The following is a 20,226-nucleotide window of genomic DNA, read 5'->3' on the forward strand; positions in this document are numbered from 1 at the left end:
CTCAACGCAAGCAATTACGCAAGGAGTTGCAGCGAGCGCCCGGCCGGCGGCTGCGCCGTGGAGCCGCGTACCACCAGCTCCGGCTGGAAGACGAACTCCGTGCGCTGCACGGGGTTGCCCTCCACCTCCTCCAGGAGCGCGCCCACCGCCGCCGTAGCCATCGCCTGCACGGGCTGGCGCACGGTGGTGAGCGGCGGGTCGGTGAAGGCGATGAGCGGCGAGTCGTCGAAGCCGACCACCGACACGTCACGGGGCACGTCGAGGCCCCGGGCGCGCACCGCGCGGATCGCGCCGAGCGCCATCAGGTCGGAGCCGCACACGATCCCGGTGCAGCCCTGGTCGAGCAGGATGTCGGCCGCCGCGTGCCCGCCCTCGACGCCGAACAGCGTGGGCCGGATGTACCGTTCGGCCTCCGCACGGTCCAGGCCGAGGGTCGCGTGCAGCTCGGCCGTGAAGCCCTCGGCCTTCCGGCGCGAGGGGACGTAACGCGTCGGCCCGATCGCCAGGCCGATCCGCTCGTGGCCAAGCTCGACCAGGTGCCGTACGGCCATCCGCGCCGCGGCGCGGTCGTCGGGCGAGACGAAGTTGGCGTCCACGCGCTCGTTGTAGCCGTTGATGAGGACGAACGGGACGCCCCGCGCGGCCAGTCGGACGTACCGCTCAGGGTCGGCGGTGGCGTCCGCGTGCAGCCCGGAGAGGAACACGATGCCGGTGACCCCGCGCTCCTCCAGCTGCTCGACCAGCTCGTCCTCGGTGGCCCCGCCCGGCATCTGGGTGCAGAGCACGGGGGTGTAGCCGTGCCCGGCCAGGACCTGCTCGATGACCTGCGCGAACGCGGGGAAGATCGGGTTGGTCAGCTCGGGCACGACCAGGCCGACCAGGCCCGCGCTGCGGCGTTTGAGCCGTACGGGACGCTCGTAGCCGAGCACGTCGAGCGCGGCCAGGACGCGGTGCCGGGTGCCGCCGGCCACACCCGCCTTGCCGTTGAGGACGCGGCTGACCGTGGCCTCGCTGACGCCCGACTGGGCCGCGATGTCCGCGAGCCGCGGGGCGCCGTTCCCGGCGCCCCGCGGCAGGGGAACGGTCACACCGCCCACCAGACGGTGGTGTCGGCGGGCAGTTCCACGACACCCTCTCCGTGGGAGACGGTCTCGTTGGAGAGGAGGAACCGGCCGGGCAGCGGGACGGAGATGGCCCGGCCGGTGGTGTTGGCGGTGCAGACGAAGCCGTCGCGGCGGAAGGAGAGCACACCCTCGGGTGCCTCCAGCCACTCGACGCCTTCGCCCGCACCGAGTTCGGGTCGCTCGCGGCGCACCGCGAGCGCGCTGCGGTACAGCTCCAGGGTGGAGCCGGGGTCGCCCGCCTGGGCCTCGACGCTCAGGCCGCCCCAGGTCGCCGGCTGCGGCAGCCAGCTGCCGCCGTCGCCGAAGCCGTACGACGAACCCTCGACGGTCCACGGGATGGGCACCCGGCAGCCGTCGCGGAAGCCGTCCTGGCCGGTGGCCCGGAAGAACGACGGGTCCTGACGCACTTCGTCGGGCAGGTCGGTGACGTCCGGCAGACCGAGCTCCTCGCCCTGGTAGACGTACGCCGAGCCGGGCAGCGCCAGCATCAGGAGCGTCGCCGCCCGGGCCCGGCGCAGGCCGAGCGCGCGGTCGCCGGGCTCGCGCAGCTGGGTGCCGAGGCCCGCCGGGTTGGCGAAGCGGGTCGCGTGCCGGGTGACGTCGTGGTTGGAGAGCACCCAGGTGGTGGGCGCGCCGACCGGGCGCATCGCGGCGAGCGAGGCGTCGATGACCCGGCGCAGCTCCTCGGCGTCCCAATGGGTGCCCAGGTACTGGAAGTTGAAGGCCTGGTGCATCTCGTCGGGGCGGACGTAGTGGGCGGTGCGCTCGACGGTCGGGGTCCACGCCTCGGCGACGAGGACGCGCTCGCCGTCGTACTCGCTCAGGACCTGGCGCCAGGAGCGGTAGATCTCGTGGACGCCGTCCTGGTCGAAGAAGGGCATGACGTCGTTGCCGAGCAGCTTGAGCTGGTCGTGGGCGCCGATGTCCGGGAGGCCCTCGGCCTTGACCAGGCCGTGGGCGACGTCGACGCGGAAGCCGTCGACGCCCATGTCGAGCCAGAAGCGCAGGATGGAGCGGAACTCGTCGCGTACGGCGGGGTGTTCCCAGTTGAAGTCGGGCTGCTCGGGCGCGAAGAGGTGCAGGTACCAGTCGCCGTCCGCCACCCGCGTCCAGGCGGGGCCGCCGAAGATGGACTCCCAGTCGTTGGGCGGCAGTTCGCCGTTCTCGCCCTTGCCGGGGCGGAAGTGGTAGCGCTCGCGCAGCGGGGAGCCGGGGCCCTCGCGCAGCGCGCGCTGGAACCACTCGTGCTGGTCGGAGGAGTGGTTGGGCACCAGGTCGACGATGATCCGCAAGTCCAGCTCGTGCGCCTCGCGGATGAGCGCGTCGGCGTCGAGCAGGTTGCCGAACATCGGGTCGATGGCCCGGTAGTCGGCGACGTCGTAGCCGGCGTCGGCCTGCGGGGAGGCGTAGAAGGGGCTGAGCCAGACGGCGTCGACGCCGAGGTCCTTCAGATACGGCAGCCGGCTGCGGATGCCCTCCAGGTCGCCCATGCCGTCGCCGTTTCCGTCGGCGAAGCTGCGTGGGTAGACCTGGTAGATCACCGCGTCTCTCCACCAGCCCGTGTGCGTGCCGGTGGTCGGGGCGGCGGCGGGGGCAGCGAGATGCTGGGTCATGTCTTCCTTGATCGGTAAGGAGAGGCGTAAGGACGAAGACGAATACGGGAGCGGGCGGACAGCCGCCGCTAGCCCTTCACCGCGCCGGCGGACATGCCGGTCACCAGGTGCCGCTGGACGAAGAGGAACACCAGCGCGGCCGGGAGGGCGATGAGGACGGACGCCGCGGACATGGGGCCCCACTGGGCGCCGTACTGGTTGACGAACTTCTGCAGGCCGCCGGCCAGGGTGAGGTTCTCGTCGCCGACCATGAAGGCGGAGGCGTAGGCGACCTCGCCCCAGGCGGTGATGAAGGAGTAGAACGCCGTCACCGCGATGCCGGGCTTGGCGAGCGGCAGGATGAGCCGCCAGAAGGTGCCGAACGGGGTGAGGCCGTCGACCTGCCCGGACTCGTCGATCTCGCGCGGGATGGTGTCGAAGAAGCCCTTCATCATCCAGGCGCAGAACGGCACGGCGATGGTGAGGTACGTGATGACCAGGCCGGCGGGCTCGTTGAGCAGCCCCATCGACGACATGATGTTGTAGATCGGCACGATCAGGACGGCGACCGGGAACATCTGGGTGATCAGCAGCGTCCACATCAGCCCGCGCTTGCCGGGGAACCGGAAGCGGCTGACGGCGTAGCCGGTGGTGGAGGCGATGAAGACCCCGAGGACCGTGGTGAGACCGGCGACGAGCAGCGAGTTGCCGAACCAGGTGAGGAACGGGGTGTCGTTCAGCAGGTTCGTGTAGTTCTCGAACGTCGTCTCCTTGACGAAGTCCGTGGTGGTCGCGTACTTGGCCGGCTTGATCGAGGTCAGGAAGACCCAGAGCACCGGGAAGACGGCGATCACGGAGGCCACGATCAGGGTGGCGTGCAGCCCGACCGAGGCGAGCGGCGAACGGCGGCCGCGCATCGGGGTGTTGGCGGTGGTGTTCGTGGCGGTGGTCACCAGACTTCTCCCTGCTTGCGGAGGACGCGCCGGTAGACCGCGGCGAAGACCATCAGGAGGACGAGGATCAGGACGCCCCAGGTGGACGACTGGGCGAAGTCGCGGGGGCTGATCTCGAAGGAGAACTTGTACGCCTGGGTGACCAGGATCTGGGTGGCCTCGCCGGGACCGCCCCGGGTGAGCAGGAAGATCACCGGGAACATGTTGAAGGTCCAGATGGTGGACAGCAGGATCACGGTGGTGGACACGGACCGCAGTCCGGGCATCGTGATGTGCCGGAAGCGCTGCCAGGCGTTCGCGCCGTCCATCTCGGCGGCCTCGTACAGCTCACCGGGGATGGACTGCAGCCCGCCGAGGAGGGCGACCATCATGAACGGGATGCCGAGCCAGACGTTGACGGCGATGACCGAGAACTTGGCCCAGGTGGGGTCGTTGAGCCAGGGCAGCGCGTCGAGGCCGCCGCCGGCGAGGATCTGGTTGAGCAGACCGCGGCGCTCGTCGTAGAGGAAGCGCCAGGCGAAGACCGAGACGAAGCCGGGCACGGCCCACGGCAGGATCAGCAGCAGCCGGTAGAGCGAGCGGCCCGCGATCTTCCGGTTGAGCATGTTGGCGAGGACGAGGCCCAGGCCGAAGGTGACCGAGACACAGGCGACGGTCCACACCAGCGTCCACCCGAGGGTGGAGAGGAACTGGTCGCCGCTGAGCGCGTCGGCGTAGTTGTCCAGGCCGACGAACTCGTACGTCGCGGGGATCTCGTTGACGCCGATGGAGCGCGCGACGTTCCGCTCGTTCGCGTCGGTCAGCGACAGGTAGATGCCGCGCACCAGCGGGTAACCGATGATCACGCCGATCACGATCACCACCGGGGCGACCATCGCCCAGGCGTACCAGTGGGTGGAGAGGGAGCGCCTGAGCGGGCCCCGGGATGTGCCAGTACCGCGGCGCCGGCCGCGGGCGACGCTGTCGCCCGCGGCCTTCGCCACCGACTGGCTGCTGGTGTCCACAGCCATCAGTCGGCCTGCCTTCCTTCTACTTCCAGTCCTTCAGGAGCTTGCGGTAGGACTCGCCGATGGCCTTGGCCCCGGCCTCCGGGGTGGCCTGGCCGGTGAGGACCTTGGCGTACTCGACCTTGACCGGCTCGAAGAGGCTGCCGCCCTCGGGGATCCAGGGGCGCTCGACGGCCTTGTCGACGACGGGCTTGAAGAAGCCGATCATCTGGTTGCTCGCGACGTCGGGCTTGACGTAGACGGACTCGCGGGTGGGGAGCAGGCTGAGCTCCTTGGCGATCTGCGTCTGGGTCTCGACCGAGGTCATGTACTCGGTGAAGGCGTAGGAGGCGTCCAGGTTCTTGGAGCCCGCGTAGATCGCCAGGTTGTGGCCGCCCTGCGGGGCGCCCTGGGCGGCCGAGCCGGCCGGGACCGGGGCGATGCCCAGGTTCGCCTTGTCGGCGAACTCCTTGCCCGCGAAGGTGTCGGTGACGGCCCACGGACCGTTGATGATCATCGCGACCTTGCCGTCCTTGAAGGCGGCCTGCATGTTGTCCCAGCCGTTGGTCGCGTCGGTGATCGCGGCCTTGGAGTCGACCAGGTCCTTCACGGTCGCCAGCGCCTTGACGCCGTTGGCGTCGTCGACGGTGACGGTCTTGGTCTCGGCGTTGACCAGGTCGCCGCCCTCGCCGTACAGGAAGGAGAGGAACCAGTACGGGTCGTCACCGCGCAGGTACATGCCGGTCTTGCCGGTCTTCTGCTTGATGGTGGCGGAGGCGGTCTTCAGCTCGGCGATGGTCTTGGGGACCTCGACGCCGGCGTCCTTGAGGATCTTCTTGTTGTAGAAGATGCCCATGGAGTCGATGACCTGCGGCACGGCGTAGGTCTTGCCGTCGAACTTGGTCGAGGCGGCCGCCTGCTTGAGGAAGTCGCCCTCGTCCTTCAGGGCCGGGGTGCCGTCGAGCGGCTGGAGGTAGCCGAGGCTGGCGAAGTCCGGGGTCCAGGCGACCTCGGAGCGGATGACGTCCGGGGCGCCGGAGCCGGACTGCGCGGCGTTCTTGAACTTGTTCTGCGCCTCACCGAACGGCACGTTCACGTACTTGACGGTGACCTTCGGGTGCTTCTTGGTGAAGTCCTCGGCGATCTTCTTGAAGACCTTGTCCTCGGAGCCGACCGTGGAGGTGTCCCACCAGGTGACGGTGCCGGAGAGCTCGCCGGAGCCCTTCGAGCCGCCGCCGTTCGCCGAACCGTCGTCACTTCCGCACGCCGCCAGGGTCACGCCCAGGGCAGCGACCAGCGCGGTGGCCGCTATGCCACGCCGCATGTGAACTCCTTCAACTGATCCCGGGGTGACGAGGGGCTGGAACCTGCCTCATGCGACCGCTCCCTCGCGGCGCGCCGGGTTGCCAGGAACGTAACAGGGATGAAAACGAGCCGAAAGACCTTGCGAGAACTTTCTGCAAGACCCGGCGATCGTTACATCGACGTGTCCTGAAGGTTGCCGACGAGTCGCTTGACAGCAGGCCCAGGCCCTCCCCAGGCCCTCTTGCGGCCGTCCCCCAGCCCTGCAAGTCTTTGCATCATCTCTTGCAGGACCGTTTCACGGCCGCTCCGACCTCGTTGTCAGTACGAGTCGTCCGCACGAAACCCGCCCCGGAACACGCGAGAGGGACACCGCACATGGCCCACGAGCTCACCTCACCGTCGATGTCGGACTCCGCAAGCTCTTGCGGAAGCCCCGCACGGCCCGGCTGGTGGCGGGACGCCGTCATCTACCAGGTGTACGTCCGCTCCTTCGCGGACAGCGACGGCGACGGGATCGGGGACCTGCGCGGCGTACGGGAGCGGCTGCCGCACATCGCGGAGCTCGGCGCGGACGCGGTCTGGCTGACGCCGTTCTACGCCTCCCCGCAGGCCGACGGCGGCTACGACGTGGCGGACTACCGCGCGGTGGACCCGGTCTTCGGGGACCTGGCGGACGCCGACGACCTGGTGCGCGCGGCGCACGGGCTCGGCCTGAAGGTCATCGTGGACATCGTCCCCAACCACACCTCCGACCGGCACCCCTGGTTCCAGCAGGCGCTCGCCGGGGTGGGCCGGGACCGGTACGTCTTCCGGCCGGGCCGTGGCCCGGCCGGCGCCGAGCCCCCCAACGACTGGGAGTCGGTCTTCGGCGGCCCCGCCTGGACCCGGGTCGCGGACGGCACCTGGTACCTCCACCTCTTCGCGCCCGAGCAGCCGGACCTGAACTGGAAGAACGCGGAGGTACGGGCGGAGTTCGACTCGGTGCTCCGGTTCTGGCTGGACCTGGGGGTGGACGGCTTCCGGATCGACGTCGCCCACGGCATGGTCAAGGCGGAGGGCCTGCCGGACATCGGGCACGGGCAGCAGGCGAAGCTGATCGGCACCCAGCGGCTGCCCTTCTTCGACCAGGACGGGGTGCACGAGATCCACCGCGGCTGGCGCCGGCTCCTGGAGTCGTACGGCCCCGACCGGATCGGGGTCGCGGAGGCCTGGGCGCCGACGCCGGAGCGGCTCGCCCTGTACGTACGCCCCGACGAGCTGCACCAGGCCTTCAACTTCCAGTTCCTGAACTGTCCGTGGGACGCGACGGCGCTGCGGTCGGTCGTCGACGAGTCGCTGCGCGCCACGGCCTCGGTGGGCGCCCCGACGACCTGGGTGCTCTCCAACCACGACGTCGTCCGGCACCCCACGCGGTACGGCAGCCCGGCGCGCGGCCGGGCGGCGGCGCTGCTGATGCTGGCGCTGCCCGGGTCCGCCTACGTCTACCAGGGCGAGGAGCTGGGCCTGCCCGAGGTCGTGGACCTGCCGGACGAGCTGCGGCAGGACCCGGCGTTCCTGCGCGGCGACGGGCAGGACGGGCTGCGCGACGGCTGCCGGGTCCCGCTCCCGTGGACGCCGGAGGGACCGTCGTACGGCTTCGGTCCCGGCGGCTCCTGGCTCCCGCAGCCCGCGGAGTGGTCGGGCCTGAGCGTCGCCGCGCAGGCCGCCGACCCGGGTTCGGACCTGGAGCTGTACCGCCGGGCGCTGCGGCTGCGCCGCGAACACCCCGCGCTCGGCGCGGGCGAGGCGGTGGAGTGGCTGGACGGACTCCCGGAGGGCGTCCTCGCGTTCCGGCGCCGTTCGGAGGGCGGGGACGTCCTGGTCACCCTGAACACGACGGCGCGGGAGGTGCCCCTGCCGCTCACGGCCTCTCCCCTGCTGAGCAGCACCCCGCTCCCGGGGGTTCTCGTACTCCCCTCCCCCGCCACGGAGTTCACCGCCCGCGCCGCGCATGCGCACAACGTCCGGGTTCCCGCCGACTCCTGCGTTTGGTGGGCAATCTGACGTGCGACCGGTACAGTCCAATCCCATGACCGCGCGGCTTGCCGACATCGCAGCCCAGGCGGGGGTCAGTGAAGCCACAGTCAGCCGCGTGCTCAACGGCAAGCCCGGCGTGGCCTCGGCCACCCGTGAATCCGTGCTTGCCGCACTCGACGTCCTCGGATACGAGCGTCCGGTCCGGCTGCGTCAGCGCAGCGCCGGGCTCGTCGGACTGATAACCCCCGAACTGGACAACCCGATCTTTCCCGCGCTCGCGCAGGTCATCGGGCAGGCCCTGACCCGGCAGGGCTACACCCCCGTGCTCGCCACACAGACCCCCGGCGGGTCCACCGAGGACGAGCTGACGGACATGCTCGTCGAGCGGGGCGTCTCCGGGATCATCTTCGTCTCCGGGCTGCACGCCGACACCACCGCCGACATGACGCGCTACGACCAGCTGCGCGGCAAGGGCGTCCCGTACGTCCTGATCAACGGCTTCTCGCCCAAGGTGCAGGCCCCCTTCGTCTCGCCCGACGACCGGGCCGCGATGCAGCTGGCGGTGACCCATCTCGCCGCGCTCGGGCACACCCGGATCGGGCTGGCGGTGGGCCCGAAGCGGTTCGTGCCGGTGCTCCGCAAGATCGAGGGGTTCCAGCGCGGGATGAAGGAGCGGCTCGGGCTCTCCCCGGAGGAGTCCGAGGAGTTGATCCAGCACTCTCTGTACACGCTGGAGGGCGGGCAGGCCGCCGCGGGCGCGCTGATCTCGGCCGGCTGCACGGCGGTGGTCTGCGCGAGCGACATGATGGCGCTCGGCGCCATCCGGGCGGCCCGGCAGCAGGGGCTCCAGGTCCCCCGGGACGTCTCCGTGGTGGGTTTCGACGACTCCCCGCTCATAGCGTTCACCGACCCGCCGCTGACCACGATCCGCCAGCCCGTGCAGGCGATGGGGCAGGCGGCGGTGCGGGCGCTGCTCGAAGAGGTCGGGGGTACCCCGGCGCCGCACAGCGAGTTCGTCTTCATGCCTGAGCTGGTCGTTCGCGGTTCAACCGCTTCGGCGCCGAGTCAGGGCAATCCCTGACGGTCCCGGCACGCGCCTCCGTCTCAAGGCGGAGCATGTGCGCCCCGAACCCGTCGGAGGGATGATCGGACGAGGGGAATGGATCTGGCAGACTCTCCTCCTATGGGTGAAGCGACCGTGAAGAGTTTGGAAGGCCGGACGGCGGCCAGCCCGTCACCCATGTCGGACGGTGGCGGTGTGCGGGCCAGGCTTCGCATGCCGCGACGCCCCCGGATCTGGTTCGAGATCCTGCTCATCGGTGTCAGTTACTGGACGTACTCGCTCATCCGCAACGCGGTACCGGAGCAGAAGGCCCAGGCGCTGAAGAACGCCGACTGGATCTGGGACGTCGAGAAGAGCGTCGGACTGGCCTTCGAGCAGACCGTCAACCACGCCGTGAACTCGGTGACATGGCTGATCGTCTCGATGAACTACTACTACGCCACGCTGCACTTCGTCGTGACGATCGGTGTGCTGGTGTGGCTGTACCGATGGCAGCCGGGCCGCTACGCGGCGTCCCGCACGGTCCTGTTCGCCACCACCGGTGTGGCCCTGGTCGGTTACTACCTGTATCCGCTCGCGCCGCCCCGGTTGATGAACGGCCAGTCCTTCATCGACACGGTCCTGGTCCACCACACCTGGGGCTCGATGGCCTCGGGCAACCTCAAGCACATGTCGAACCAGTACGCGGCGATGCCGTCGATGCACATCGGCTGGTCGCTCTGGTGCGGTCTGACCATCTTCGCCCTGGCCTCGGCGCCCTGGGCCAAGATCCTCGGTCTGCTCTACCCCGCCGCCACGCTGGTCGTGATCGTGGCCACCGCCAACCACTTCTGGCTGGACGCGGTGGGCGGCATGATCTGCCTCGCCTTCGGCTTCGCCGTCTCCTACTTCTGGTACGGCTCCCTCCCCAAGGGCCTCCCCAAGCTGGTGGAGACCCCGGCCCCGGTGGCCCGGGGCGGCCCCTCCTCGCGGACGGCTGAAGCCCGCGAGGAGGAACAGGAGAAGGAGCGCGCGACCCGCTAGCCCCTAGCCCCGGTGCGTGATGCGGCCGCCCGCGATCGTCAGGCGGATCGGGGCCTCAGCCGTCTCGTCCGCGGGAGCCGTCGTCGGGTCCAGGGTGAAGGCCGTCAGGTCGGCGCGGAGGCCCGGGGCGATGCGGCCGCCGAGGTGCTCCTCGCCCGCCGCGACGGCCGCGTGCGTGGTCAGGCCCTCCAGGGCCATCGAACCGGTCAGGCCGTGTCGGGCCGAGGCGGCCCCGCGGGGGGCCTGGGCGGTGGCGAGGACCTGGCGGGCGTCGTAGTGGGCGATGGGCCAGTCCGAGCCGAGCGCCAGATGGGCGCCCGCGTCCCGCAGGTCCCGGCAGCGCCAGGCGCGGTCCGCGCGGACGTCGCCGAGGCGCTTGGACCACTCGTCGGTGTGGTCGGCCCGGGTGTACGCGGTGTGCGGGGGCTGCATCGAGGCGACGACGCCGAGGGCCGCGAACCGGCCGAGCTGGTCGTCGGGGACCGTCTCGATGTGCTCGATCCGGTGCCGGGGGCCCGGGGCGCCGAGCGCTTCCACCGTGTCCAGGACGTGCCGGACCGCCGCGTCGCCGATGGCGTGCGTGGCGGTGCCGACGCCGGCCTCGTGGAGGTGGCGTACGGCGGCCGAGTAGGCGGCCGGGTCGGGCCAGAAGGCGTCGGTGCCCTGGCCGTGGCAGTCGGCGTGCTCCAGCCAGGCGGTGCCGCCCTCGACGGTGCCGTCCATGAAGAACTTCACCCCGCCGACCCGCCACAGCCGCCCGGCCCGCTCCTGGAGCCGTACCAGCTCGTCCAGCTCCTCGACGGTCGCGCCGGGCATGCACCAGGGCGCGAGCCGGAGCCGGAGCGGCAGGTCGCCGTCGGCCTCCAGGGCCGTGAGCAGCCCGGGTACGTCGTGGCCGCCCATGTCCATGACGTGCGCGCCGGTCAGTCCGGTCGCGGCCATGGAGCCGAGCAGCTCCACCAGCCGGTCGCGGCGCTCGGTCAAGGGCTGGGCGGGCAGGACGGGGGTCATCAGGTCCATCGCCGCGTGTTCGATCAGATGGCCGGTGGGCCGTCCGTCGGCGTCGCAGACGATCTCCGAGCGTTGCGCGAAGGTGCGGGGGCCGTTGACGGCGGCCAGTTTCAGGGCCGTCTCGCTCGCGAGGGCCGAGTGTCCGTCGTAGAGGCGCAGGAAGGCGGGGGCGCCGCCGAGGACGTCCTCGATCAGCTCGCGGTGGATCGGCCGGCCGCCGAAGGCGTTGTGGTCGAGGCCGAAGCCGATGATCCAGCCCTCGCGGCGTTCGGCGCCGGCCAGGGCCGAGCGGAGGCCGTCGAGGTCGCGGACGGCGGAGAGGTCCGTCCCGGTGGCCATCTCCAGGCCCCAGACCGGGTGGCTGTGGGCGTCGGTGGGGCCGGGGGTGAGGGTGGCGCCGCCGAGGTCGACGGTCTCGGTGCCGGGTCCGCGCCAGTCTCGGGCGTCGGTCGCGTCGCCGACCGCGGTGATCAGTCCGTCGTGGACGGCGACAGCGGTGGCGTGCGGTCGGTCGGGGTCGAGGGTGCGGACGTGGGCGTCGACGAGGACGAGGTCGGGGGCGGGCACGAGGTTTCTCCTTCTGCGGGCTCTGCTGCGAAGTTCGCGTAGACCTCGGGGCGCGTGCGGCGGAGCCGGTACGCGAGGAGGAGGCCGAGGACGAAGACGGCGGGGACGAGGGAGATCAGGATGGTGTTGACGGTGGTGGAGGCGCCGGTGAAGAGGTCGACGTGGGTGACGACGAGACCGATGGCCCCACCGAGCAGGACGAAGGCGGCGACGGGCGCGACCACCGTGCGCAATGTGCCCTCGTCGTGGCTGATCCGGCGGAAGAAGAGCGGTACGGCGAGCGCCGCGAGGAGCTGGAGGACCATCAGGCCGATCATGCCGGGGGTGTTCACCCAGAGCAGCAGTTGCTGGTACGGGTCGGCTCCGGCGGCCGCGAAGCCGACGACGACGATCGCGCCGAGGACGGTCTGGAGGATGCCGGAGACGTACGGGGAGCGGTGGCGCGGGTGGACGCGGGCGAAGGCCGCGGGCAGGACGCCTTCCTCGGCGAGCGCGAGGCCGTACCGGTTGATCGCGTTGTGGAAGGCGAGGAGCGAGGCGAGGACGCTGGTGACGATCAGGATGTGCATCAGATCGGCGGCCCACGCGCCCACGTAGGTGGTGATGGCGGCGAAGAAGAGCCCGCCGGGGTCGTCGGTGGCGGCCTGGACGACCTTGTCCTGGCCGAAGGCCTGGATGACGGTCCAGACGACGAAGGCGTAGAAGAGGCCGAGGAAGCCGACGGCGATGTAGGTGGCGCGGGGGATCGTGCGCTCGGGGTCGCGGGCCTCGCGGCGGTAGATGACCGTCGACTCGAAGCCGGTGAAGGCCGCGAAGGCGAAGGCCAGGACGGCGGCGGTGCCGGGGACGAGCACGTTGCCGGGGGCGAAGGAGGTCAGGGTGAGCCCGTCGGCGCCGCCGTCGAGCAGGACGCCGCCCGCGAGGAGGACGAGGATGCCGGTCTCGGCGACGAGCAGGACGCCGAGGACCTTGGCGCCGAAGTCGATGGAGCGGTAGCCGCCGTACCAGATGAGCAGCAGCCCGGCGAGGGAGACGGGGAGCCAGGGGATGTCGATTCCCCACAGGGCCTGGCCGGTGTCGGCGGTGGCGGTGCCGAGGAGTCCGTAGACGCCGATCTCCATGCCGTTGTAGCCGAGCATGGCGAGCAGGGCGGCGGCGATGCCGACGGGCTTGCCGAGGCCGCGGGTGATGTACGCGTAGAAGGCGCCGCCGTTGCGGACGTGCCGGCTCATGGCGGTGAAGCCGACGGCGAAGACCGCGAGGGTGATGCCGGCGAGGAGGTAGCCGGCGGGGGCGCCGACTCCGCCGAGGACGACGGCGATCGGGGCGACGCCGGCCATGACGGTGAGCGGGGCGGCGGCGGAGACGACGAAGAAGGAGACGTCGGCGGTGGAGAGCGTGCCGGTTCTCAGCCCCTTGGGAGCGGTGGTGGTAGTTGAGGACATGGAGCGGGAAGCCCTTCCGAGGCAGGAAACCTAAAGGCTTTCGGTTCGCGCAATGTAACCTCGCGTTCAACGATTCGGGAAGACCTGACCAGGGGGAAAATCAATCATGGGCCGGCCCCGCAAGCCCCTCCTCGACCGCGAGCGGATCACCACGGTGGCGCTCGAACTCGTCGATGAGCGGGGCGAGTTCAGCGTCCCGCAGATCGCGAAGCGGCTCGGGGTGCAGACGGCGTCGGTGTACCACCATGTGGACGGCCGGGACGGGATCGTGGAGCTGCTGCGGGAGCGGGTCAGCGCGGCGATCGACGGCTCCACCCTGGAGACGGGACCGTGGGACGCGGCGATGGCGGCCTGGGCGCGCTCCTACCGCGCGGCCTTCGCGGCCCACCCCCGGGCGATCCCGATGCTGATGACGTCACCGGTGCGGGCGCCGATGGTGCTCGCCCAGTACGAGGCGGCGGTGACCCTGCTGCTCGCCGTCGGCTTCGACAACGCCGACGTGATGACGGTGATCGTCGCCCTGGAGAACATGGTCCTGGGCTCGGCGCTCGACCTCGCGGCCCCGGACGCCATGTGGGAGCTGCCCGACGAGGTCACGACCCCGCGGCTGGCCGAGGCCCTCGCGGCGGTCGGCCCGGCCCGCGCGGACGCCGCGTTCGACCTGGCCCTGGAGGCGTTCCTGGTGCACTGCCGGGCCCTGCTCGAGCACGCGGACGGCTGATCCCCCGCGCCCCTACGCCCCGTAGAAGTGCTCCTCGACGACCGCGCGGGCCCGGCGCGTGATCCGCCGGTAGTCGTCGACCATCTCCCCGACATGGCCGGGGCCGTACCCCAAGTACCGCCCGACCGCCGCCAGTTCGCGCCCGTCCGAGGGGAAGGTGTCCCCGGGCCGGCCCCGTACCAGCATCACCGCGTTGCGGACGCGGGTCGCGAGCACCCAGGCCTCGTCCAGGATCTGGGCCTCGTCCGTGGGGATGAGCCCGGCGGCGTGGGCGGCGGCCAGGGCCTCCCGGGTCCGGGTCGTGCGCAGCCCCGGCTCGGCCCAGCCGTGCCGCATCTGGAGCAGCTGGACGGTCCACTCGACATCGCTCAGGCCGCCCCGGCCGAGCTTGGCGTGGAGGGTCGGGTCGGCGCCGCGCGGCAGCCGCTCGGTCTCCATCCGGGCCTTCAGCCGCCGGATCTCGCGGACCGGCTCCTCGCCGAGGCCCTCGGCCGGGTAGCGCAGCGGCTCGATCAGCTCGATGAACCGCCCCGCGAGCTCCGCGTCGCCCGCCATCGGCGCGGCCCGCAGCAGCGCCTGGCTCTCCCAGACGAGGGACCAGCGGCGGTAGTAGGCCTCGTACGACTTCAGCGTACGGACCATCGGGCCGCTCTTGCCCTCCGGGCGCAGGTCCGCGTCGATCAGCAACGGCGGGTCGGCGGTGGGGACCTGGAGGAGCCGGCGGATCTCGGAGACGACCCGGTTCGCCGCCTGGGCGGCCTCCTGCTCGTCGACGCCCTCGCGCGGCTCGTGCACGAACAGGACGTCGGCGTCGGAGCCGTAGCCGAGCTCGTGGCCGCCGAAGCGGCCCATCCCGATGACGGCGAACCGGGTCGGCAGGGTGTCTCCCCAGCCCTCCCGGACGGCGGCGCGCAGCGCGCCCGAGATCGTCGCCGCGTTCAGGTCGGTGAGCGCCCGGCCGACCCGGTCGACGAGCGCGCCCGGGTCGAGTTCCCGGGGGCTGTCCTCCGTACCGTACGAGCCGATGAGGTCGGCCGCGGAGGTACGGAACAGCTCGCGGCGCCGTACGCCGCGGGCCGCCGCGACCGCCTGCTCGGCGCCGTCGGCGCGGCCGACCGCCGCGAGGATCTCCTGCTCCAGATGGTCCCGGCCGCGCGGCTTCAGACCCTCCGGGTCGCCGAGGATCGCGACGGCCTCCGGGGCGCGCAGCAGCAGGTCGGGGGCGAGCCGGCCGGCCGAGAGCACGCGGGCGAGGTTCTCCGCCGCCGCGCCCTCGTCGCGCAGCAGCCGCAGGTACCAGGGGGTCTTGCCGAGCGCGTCGGAGACCCGGCGGAAGCCGAGCAGTCCGGCGTCCGGGTCGGCGGAGTCGGCGAACCAGCCGAGGAGCACCGGAAGCAGCGTCCGCTGGATCGCGGCCTTGCGGGTGACGCCGGAGGCGAGCGCCTCCAGGTGGCGCAGGGCGGCGGCGGGGTCTGCGTACCCGAGCGCGACGAGCCGCTCGCCGGCGGCCTGCGGGCTGAGCCGGGTCTCGCCGGGGGTGAGCTGGGCGACGGCGTCGAGCAGCGGCCGGTAGAAGATCTTCTCGTGCAGCCGGCGGACCACCGAGGCGTGCCGCTTCCACTCCTTGTTCAGCTCGACGACCGGGTCGGTGCGCAGGCCCAGCGAGCGGCCGAGGCGGCGCAGGTCGCTCTCGTCCTCGGGGACGAGGTGGGTGCGGCGGAGCCGGTAGAGCTGGATGCGGTGCTCCATGGCGCGCAGGAAGCGGTACGCCTCGTCCAGCTGGGCGGCGTCGGCGCGGCCGACGTAGCCGCCGGCGGCGAGCGCCTTCAGGGCGTCCAGGGTGGTGCCGCTGTGCAGGGTCGCGTCGCCCCTGCCGTGGACCAACTGCAGGAGCTGGACGGCGAATTCGACGTCGCGCAGGCCGCCGGGGCCGAGCTTCAGCTCGCGCTCCACCTGGGCGGCCGGGATGTTGTCGACGACCCGGCGGCGCATCTTCTGCACGTCGGGGACGAAGTTCTCGCGCTCGGCGGCCTGCCAGACGAGCGGGGAGACGGCCTCGATGTACTCGGCGCCCAGCTCCGGGTCGCCCGCCACCGCCCGGGCCTTGAGCAGGGCCTGGAACTCCCAGGTCTTGGCCCAGCGCTGGTAGTAGGCGAGGTGGGAGGAGAGGGTGCGGACCAGGGGGCCGTTGCGGCCCTCGGGGCGGAGGTTGGCGTCGACGGGCCAGATGGTGCCCTCGACGGTCGTCTCCGAGCAGATCCGCATGAGGTGGGAGGCGAGCCGGGTCGCGGCCTGCATCGCCTTGCCCTCGTCGGCCCCCTCGACGGCCTCGGCCACGAAGATCACGTCGACGTCGGAGACGTAGTTCAGCTCGTGGCCGCCGCACTTGCCCATCGCGATGACGGCGAGCCGGCAGTGGGCCGCGTCGGCGGGGGCGGCGGTACGGGCGATGGCGAGGGCGGCGCGCAGCGTCGCGGTGGCGAGGTCGGCCAGCTCGGCGGCGGTCTGGGCGACCTCGGCGGAGCCGCAGACGTCCCGGGCGGCGATGGCGAGGAGGCAGCGGCGGTAGGCGACCCGCAGGGAGACGGGGTCGGTGGCCTCGGCGAGGCCGTGCTCGAACTCGGCGACCCCGGGGTTCAGGTCGGCGGCCTCGTAGGTGACGAGGGCCTGCCAGTCCTTGGGGTGCCGGGCCAGGTGGTCGGCGAGCGCCTCCGAGGCACCGAGGACGCCGAGCAGCCGGTCCCGGAACGGCTTGGCGGAGAGCAGGGTGGCGGTGAGCGTCTGGCGCTCCTCGTCGGGCTGGGCCTCGACGAGCCGGACCAGGCCGCGCAGGGCGAGGTCGGGGTCGGCGGTCGCGCCGAGCGCGTCGAACAGGACGGGGTCGTCGCGCAGGGCGGCCAGCTCGGGGAGGTCGAGGAGCCGTTCGGCGCCGGACGGGTCGGTGAAGCCGTGCCGCAGCAGGCGGCTGAAGGTACTGCTCCTGCGTCCCGGCACCGCCGCCATTCCGCCGCTCCCTCCACACCGTCGGGGCTCCTTCGAGCCCCGCGATCGAGCCTATCCGGAGGGCGGGGCCGGGTCGCCTCGGGGCGCGGGCCGCAACCCTCACAGATCGGACCTTTGTTTCGTAAGAGATCACACGTGATATCTCGCACATTCCTTACCGTTTGCAGCCGATGAACCGTATTGCTTGTAACTCCATCTCCAGACACAAGTACTGTTCGTCGCGCACACCTTCACCACAGATCCACCACAGATAGTTGCGCCACTCGCAGCTCCTCGCTCCTCGCTCCACACCCCTCGCCTCCGTCACCGGGTCACCCCCTGTCTGAAAGCACACACACTCGATGCCTGGCCGCCACCGCCTCCGTTCTGTCTCCGTGCTGACGAAGACAGCCGTCGCAGCCGGTTCCTTCGTGGGACTCCTGCAGCTGACCTCCGGCTCCCCCATCGGAGCCGACACGTCCGCCAGCCTTTCCGCGGCAGACCTGCCGCCGGCCGACGACGCCCCCGCCGGCACGGCCGACAAGGCCACGAAGACCGCCGAGACGGCCACCGCCAACAGGGCCGTCAAGACCGACGGCCGGACCGGGACGGCCGACGGCGGCGCGAACGCCTCGTCCGACGCCGGGACCGTCGGCCGGTTCGCGACCGCCGCGACGCCGAACGCGCGGACGGCCGTGGCGCCGGTCCGTACCGCCGACATCGCCGTGGCGCAGATCGTGGCCCACCCGGACGACGACCTGTACTTCATGAACCCGGACGTCGTGCAGTCCATACGCTCCGGCAAGTCGCTGACCACGGTGTACCTGACGGCCGGCGAGGCGAACGGCGTCAACGGCCCCGGCAGTGTCGCCAACAAGGCCAACTACGCGGCCGCCCGGCAGAACGGCATACGTGCCGCGTACGCCGAGATGGCCACCGGCAGCCGCACCAGCCCCTGGGACCGCGTCTCCATACCCACCGTCGGCGGCGGGGCCGCGCAGATGGACGTGCTGCGCGCCGCGCCCCACGTCAGCCTGATCTGGATGCAGATACGCGAGGCCGGCGCGATCAACGCCGACCGGCCGAACAGCCTGAACGGCCTGTGGAACGGCCGGGTCCAGACCCTCGCCTCCCAGCGCGCCACCGGCACCCCGGTCACCACGGACTTCACGTACAGCAAGGACCAGGTGATCGACGCGATCACCGTGGTCCTGGAGCGCCTCCGGCCGACGTTCGTCCGGATCATGGACCCGACGCCGGGCCGGAACCTGAAGACCGGGGCGCTCACCGACCACCAGGACCACCTCTTCGGCGCCCGGTTCGCGCAGGCCGCCCTGGAGCGGTACGCCGCCAAGGGCACCGACTCGGGCCGCCCGCACTTCGCCGTACAGAACTACCTCGGCTACCCCACGAGCGGACTGCCGTCCACCCTCGACCCGGAGACGGCCGGGAACAAGCTGAGCACGATGAAGACGTACGCCTGGTCGGACGGGGTCAACGACTGCGGCGACCCGGCCGGCTGCGGTGACCTCAACGTGGCCGCGCGTCCGGCCGGCTCCGGCTGGACGAAGACCGTCCGGTACGCCCGTGGCAACTCCACCTCCTGGGTGCAGCGCGGCCCCGACGGCAGTCTGTACGCGTTCTCGGTGCTCGACGGGCGCCTCGCGGTGTGGACGAAGGCCTCGGCCGCGACCGGCGACTGGCAGGGGCCGGTGCTCCTCGAGGGCACGGGTCTGGACAGCGGCGTGACGTCGGTACGGCTCCGGGACGGGCGGATCGCCGTATTCGGCGTCCGGACGACCATCGGCACGACGGCGGGGAACTACCGCCGTGAGGTCGTGACGACCGAGCAGACGACGCTCGGCGGCGCCTTCGGCGCGTGGCGTTCGCTCGGCACGCCCGAGCAGAACGACTCCCTGGGCATGTCGAACATCAGCTCCCCGGCGGCGGCGGTGGACGGGACGGGCCGGATCACGGTGGTCCTGCGCGACAGCGCCCACCGGCTGAAGGCCCGCGAGCAGCAGGCGAACGGCGCCTGGGGCCCGTGGCGCAACCTGTCGGCGAACACGCCGACGGCAGCGGGGGCCCCGCCCGCCAAGGCGGCCACCGGCCAGTCGACCGCTCCCGCCGCCGCGGCGGGCGTGGCGGCCACCCCGGGCCAGGAGCCCACTCCCGGCCTCGACGCCCATCCCAGCCACGAGGCCACCCCCGGCCAGACGGCAGAGGGCAGGGCCACCGCGAGCGCGGCTGCCGCCACGGGCGTGACCTACCGCGGCGCGAGCGGCGGCAGCGCCGCGAGCGGCTCCAACAGCACCCTGACCGCCACCGGTCTCGCCGCCCTCCTGTACAGCGACCCGGTGGCGACGACGGACGCGGCGGGCCGGATCCACGTCTTCGCCGGCACGGCGAAGTCCGTCCTCACCTGGTCGCAGCCGAGCCCCGGCGCCCCGCTGAGCATGGCCCGGGCGACCGGTCTGCCGGCGACGACGCTGGCCCTGAACGCGAGCCCCTCGCCGACCGGCGACGGCGTACGGCTCTGGTTCCGCAAGCCGTACTCGGGCGACGTCCGCACGGCCGACTTCCCGGGCTCGGGCGGCCGCTTCGTCGGACCGGCCGTCGAGCTGGCGGGCGGGGTCCTCGGCCCCGGCCCGCTCGGCGGCAGCGGGACCGGCATGCTCGCGGTCCGCTCCCGTACGGGATTCCTGGCGACGTCGCCCGGCAACGGCGGCACGGGAGCGCAGCCGCTGTGGACGCTGCAGAACTTCCTCTTCTCGGGCGCCCCGGGCGGGGTCGTGGACGGCGTAGCGGTGATGGGTCTGGACGGCGAACTGCACTGGACGCCCGCGGTGCGATGAGTTCGGGCGGGACGCGGGGTCATACATCTGTGGACGTACGTATGACCCCTCTCGCCCCGCTCCCGAAAGAGGAACGCCGATGACCCCGGAACCGACCCTTGACCCCCGCTACAGCGACCCGAAGGCCCGGCCGGCGGAATGGGCGGCGGTCTCCGCCCGGCTGGCCGGGGCCGAGGTCTTCTGGCTGACCACCGTCCGCCCGGAGGGCCGCCCGCACGTGACTCCGCTGATCGCGGTCTGGTCGGCGGACGCGCTGCACTTCTGCACCGGTCCGGACGAGCGCAAGGCGCGCAATCTGGCGGAGAACGGCGAGGTCGTCCTGACCACCGGGACGCCGACGCTGGAGGACGGCTTCGACCTCGTGGTGGAGGGCAAGGCCGTCCGGGTGACGGACGAGGCGCGGCTGCGGGCGCTGGCCGACGCGTACGTCGAGAAGTACGGCGAGGACTGGCGATTCGACGTGCGCGACGGGGCGTTCGTGGGCGACGGTGGGACCGCCCTGGTGTTCGCCGTCGCACCGCGCACGGTCTTCGGCTTCGCCAAGGGCGAGCAGTTCGGTCAGACCCGCTGGCGCTTCTGAGGA

General features: G+C 71.9%; 14 protein-coding genes. 6 read left to right on the forward strand and 8 right to left on the reverse strand.

From position 1 onward, the window contains the following. Positions 1 to 14: 14 nt before the first annotated feature. The 5 genes from AB0F56_RS25255 to AB0F56_RS25275 form a co-directional block, all read right to left on the reverse strand. On the reverse strand, positions 15 to 1,097 hold the full coding sequence (locus tag AB0F56_RS25255; RefSeq protein WP_362013531.1) for a LacI family DNA-binding transcriptional regulator: 1,083 nt from the start codon (positions 1,095 to 1,097) through the stop codon (positions 15 to 17). Continuing rightward, positions 1,085 to 2,737, reverse strand: a complete 1,653-nt coding sequence (locus AB0F56_RS25260; RefSeq protein WP_362013533.1) for a glycoside hydrolase family 13 protein — start codon at positions 2,735 to 2,737, stop codon at positions 1,085 to 1,087. Before AB0F56_RS25260 ends, AB0F56_RS25255 begins: the two co-directional genes overlap by 13 nt. A gap of 68 nt (positions 2,738 to 2,805) precedes the next feature. Then, a complete protein-coding gene (locus AB0F56_RS25265; RefSeq protein WP_362013616.1) occupies positions 2,806 to 3,633 on the reverse strand; it encodes a carbohydrate ABC transporter permease in 828 nt (275 codons plus the stop codon). A gap of 32 nt (positions 3,634 to 3,665) precedes the next feature. Continuing rightward, positions 3,666 to 4,679, reverse strand: coding sequence for a sugar ABC transporter permease (locus AB0F56_RS25270; protein WP_362013535.1), 1,014 nt, complete (start codon positions 4,677 to 4,679; stop codon positions 3,666 to 3,668). Between the two features lie 19 nt (positions 4,680 to 4,698). Then, positions 4,699 to 5,979, reverse strand: coding sequence for an extracellular solute-binding protein (locus AB0F56_RS25275; protein WP_362013537.1), 1,281 nt, complete (start codon positions 5,977 to 5,979; stop codon positions 4,699 to 4,701). A 356-nt stretch (positions 5,980 to 6,335) separates the two neighbouring features. Here AB0F56_RS25275 and AB0F56_RS25280 point away from each other — a divergent pair, with 356 nt between their 5' ends. From AB0F56_RS25280 to AB0F56_RS25290, 3 genes are all read left to right on the forward strand, one after another. Further along, positions 6,336 to 8,003, forward strand: coding sequence for a glycoside hydrolase family 13 protein (locus AB0F56_RS25280; protein ID WP_362013539.1), 1,668 nt, complete (start codon positions 6,336 to 6,338; stop codon positions 8,001 to 8,003). Positions 8,004 to 8,028: 25 nt separating this feature from the next. Next, the gene (locus AB0F56_RS25285) at positions 8,029 to 9,057 is read left to right on the forward strand and encodes a LacI family DNA-binding transcriptional regulator (protein WP_260226580.1); all 1,029 of its coding nucleotides are present in this window, start codon (positions 8,029 to 8,031) and stop codon (positions 9,055 to 9,057) included. A 102-nt stretch (positions 9,058 to 9,159) separates the two neighbouring features. Next, positions 9,160 to 10,062 carry a phosphatase PAP2 family protein gene (locus tag AB0F56_RS25290; RefSeq protein ID WP_362013542.1) on the forward strand — a complete coding sequence of 301 codons (903 nt, stop codon included), beginning with the start codon at positions 9,160 to 9,162 and terminating at the stop codon, positions 10,060 to 10,062. Positions 10,063 to 10,065: 3 nt separating this feature from the next. Here AB0F56_RS25290 and AB0F56_RS25295 read toward each other — a convergent pair whose 3' ends face one another. Then, complete coding sequence (locus tag AB0F56_RS25295; protein WP_362013544.1) at positions 10,066 to 11,640, reverse strand: amidohydrolase; 1,575 nt, start codon at positions 11,638 to 11,640, stop codon at positions 10,066 to 10,068. Then, positions 11,544 to 13,085, reverse strand: a complete 1,542-nt coding sequence (locus AB0F56_RS25300; RefSeq protein ID WP_362013546.1) for an APC family permease — start codon at positions 13,083 to 13,085, stop codon at positions 11,544 to 11,546. Before AB0F56_RS25300 ends, AB0F56_RS25295 begins: the two co-directional genes overlap by 97 nt. A gap of 106 nt (positions 13,086 to 13,191) precedes the next feature. On the opposite strand from AB0F56_RS25300, the gene AB0F56_RS25305 reads away from it, so the two are divergent. Then, positions 13,192 to 13,806, forward strand: a complete 615-nt coding sequence (locus tag AB0F56_RS25305) for a TetR/AcrR family transcriptional regulator C-terminal domain-containing protein (protein ID WP_362013547.1) — start codon at positions 13,192 to 13,194, stop codon at positions 13,804 to 13,806. A 12-nt stretch (positions 13,807 to 13,818) separates the two neighbouring features. Here the strand turns inward: AB0F56_RS25305 and AB0F56_RS25310 are convergent, their stop codons facing one another. Further along, positions 13,819 to 16,809 carry a bifunctional [glutamine synthetase] adenylyltransferase/[glutamine synthetase]-adenylyl-L-tyrosine phosphorylase gene (locus tag AB0F56_RS25310; RefSeq protein WP_362013549.1) on the reverse strand — a complete coding sequence of 997 codons (2,991 nt, stop codon included), beginning with the start codon at positions 16,807 to 16,809 and terminating at the stop codon, positions 13,819 to 13,821. A gap of 374 nt (positions 16,810 to 17,183) precedes the next feature. Between AB0F56_RS25310 and AB0F56_RS25315 the strand changes: the two genes are divergently transcribed. Further along, the gene (locus tag AB0F56_RS25315) at positions 17,184 to 19,643 is read left to right on the forward strand and encodes a PIG-L family deacetylase (RefSeq protein WP_362013551.1); all 2,460 of its coding nucleotides are present in this window, start codon (positions 17,184 to 17,186) and stop codon (positions 19,641 to 19,643) included. A gap of 79 nt (positions 19,644 to 19,722) precedes the next feature. Beyond that, the gene (locus tag AB0F56_RS25320) at positions 19,723 to 20,223 is read left to right on the forward strand and encodes a pyridoxamine 5'-phosphate oxidase family protein (protein WP_362013552.1); all 501 of its coding nucleotides are present in this window, start codon (positions 19,723 to 19,725) and stop codon (positions 20,221 to 20,223) included. Positions 20,224 to 20,226: the final 3 nt, after the last annotated feature.

Source organism: Streptomyces sp. NPDC026092 (genome assembly GCF_040638605.1).
GTDB lineage: Bacteria > Actinomycetota > Actinomycetes > Streptomycetales > Streptomycetaceae > Streptomyces.

What these genes read in the sequence shown, in the direction of transcription:
- AB0F56_RS25310 (WP_362013549.1), bottom strand. Translation starts at nt 16,809, where the DNA reads ATGGCGGCGGTGCCGGGACGCAGGAGCAGTACCTTCAGCCGCCTGCTG.
- AB0F56_RS25280 (WP_362013539.1), top strand. Translation starts at nt 6,336, where the DNA reads ATGGCCCACGAGCTCACCTCACCGTCGATGTCGGACTCCGCAAGCTCT.
- AB0F56_RS25285 (WP_260226580.1), top strand. Translation starts at nt 8,029, where the DNA reads ATGACCGCGCGGCTTGCCGACATCGCAGCCCAGGCGGGGGTCAGTGAA.
- AB0F56_RS25290 (WP_362013542.1), top strand. Translation starts at nt 9,160, where the DNA reads ATGGGTGAAGCGACCGTGAAGAGTTTGGAAGGCCGGACGGCGGCCAGC.
- AB0F56_RS25270 (WP_362013535.1), bottom strand. Translation starts at nt 4,679, where the DNA reads ATGGCTGTGGACACCAGCAGCCAGTCGGTGGCGAAGGCCGCGGGCGAC.
- AB0F56_RS25265 (WP_362013616.1), bottom strand. Translation starts at nt 3,633, where the DNA reads ATGCGCGGCCGCCGTTCGCCGCTCGCCTCGGTCGGGCTGCACGCCACC.
- AB0F56_RS25260 (WP_362013533.1), bottom strand. Translation starts at nt 2,737, where the DNA reads ATGACCCAGCATCTCGCTGCCCCCGCCGCCGCCCCGACCACCGGCACG.
- AB0F56_RS25275 (WP_362013537.1), bottom strand. Translation starts at nt 5,979, where the DNA reads ATGCGGCGTGGCATAGCGGCCACCGCGCTGGTCGCTGCCCTGGGCGTG.
- AB0F56_RS25300 (WP_362013546.1), bottom strand. Translation starts at nt 13,085, where the DNA reads ATGTCCTCAACTACCACCACCGCTCCCAAGGGGCTGAGAACCGGCACG.
- AB0F56_RS25320 (WP_362013552.1), top strand. Translation starts at nt 19,723, where the DNA reads ATGACCCCGGAACCGACCCTTGACCCCCGCTACAGCGACCCGAAGGCC.
- AB0F56_RS25305 (WP_362013547.1), top strand. Translation starts at nt 13,192, where the DNA reads ATGGGCCGGCCCCGCAAGCCCCTCCTCGACCGCGAGCGGATCACCACG.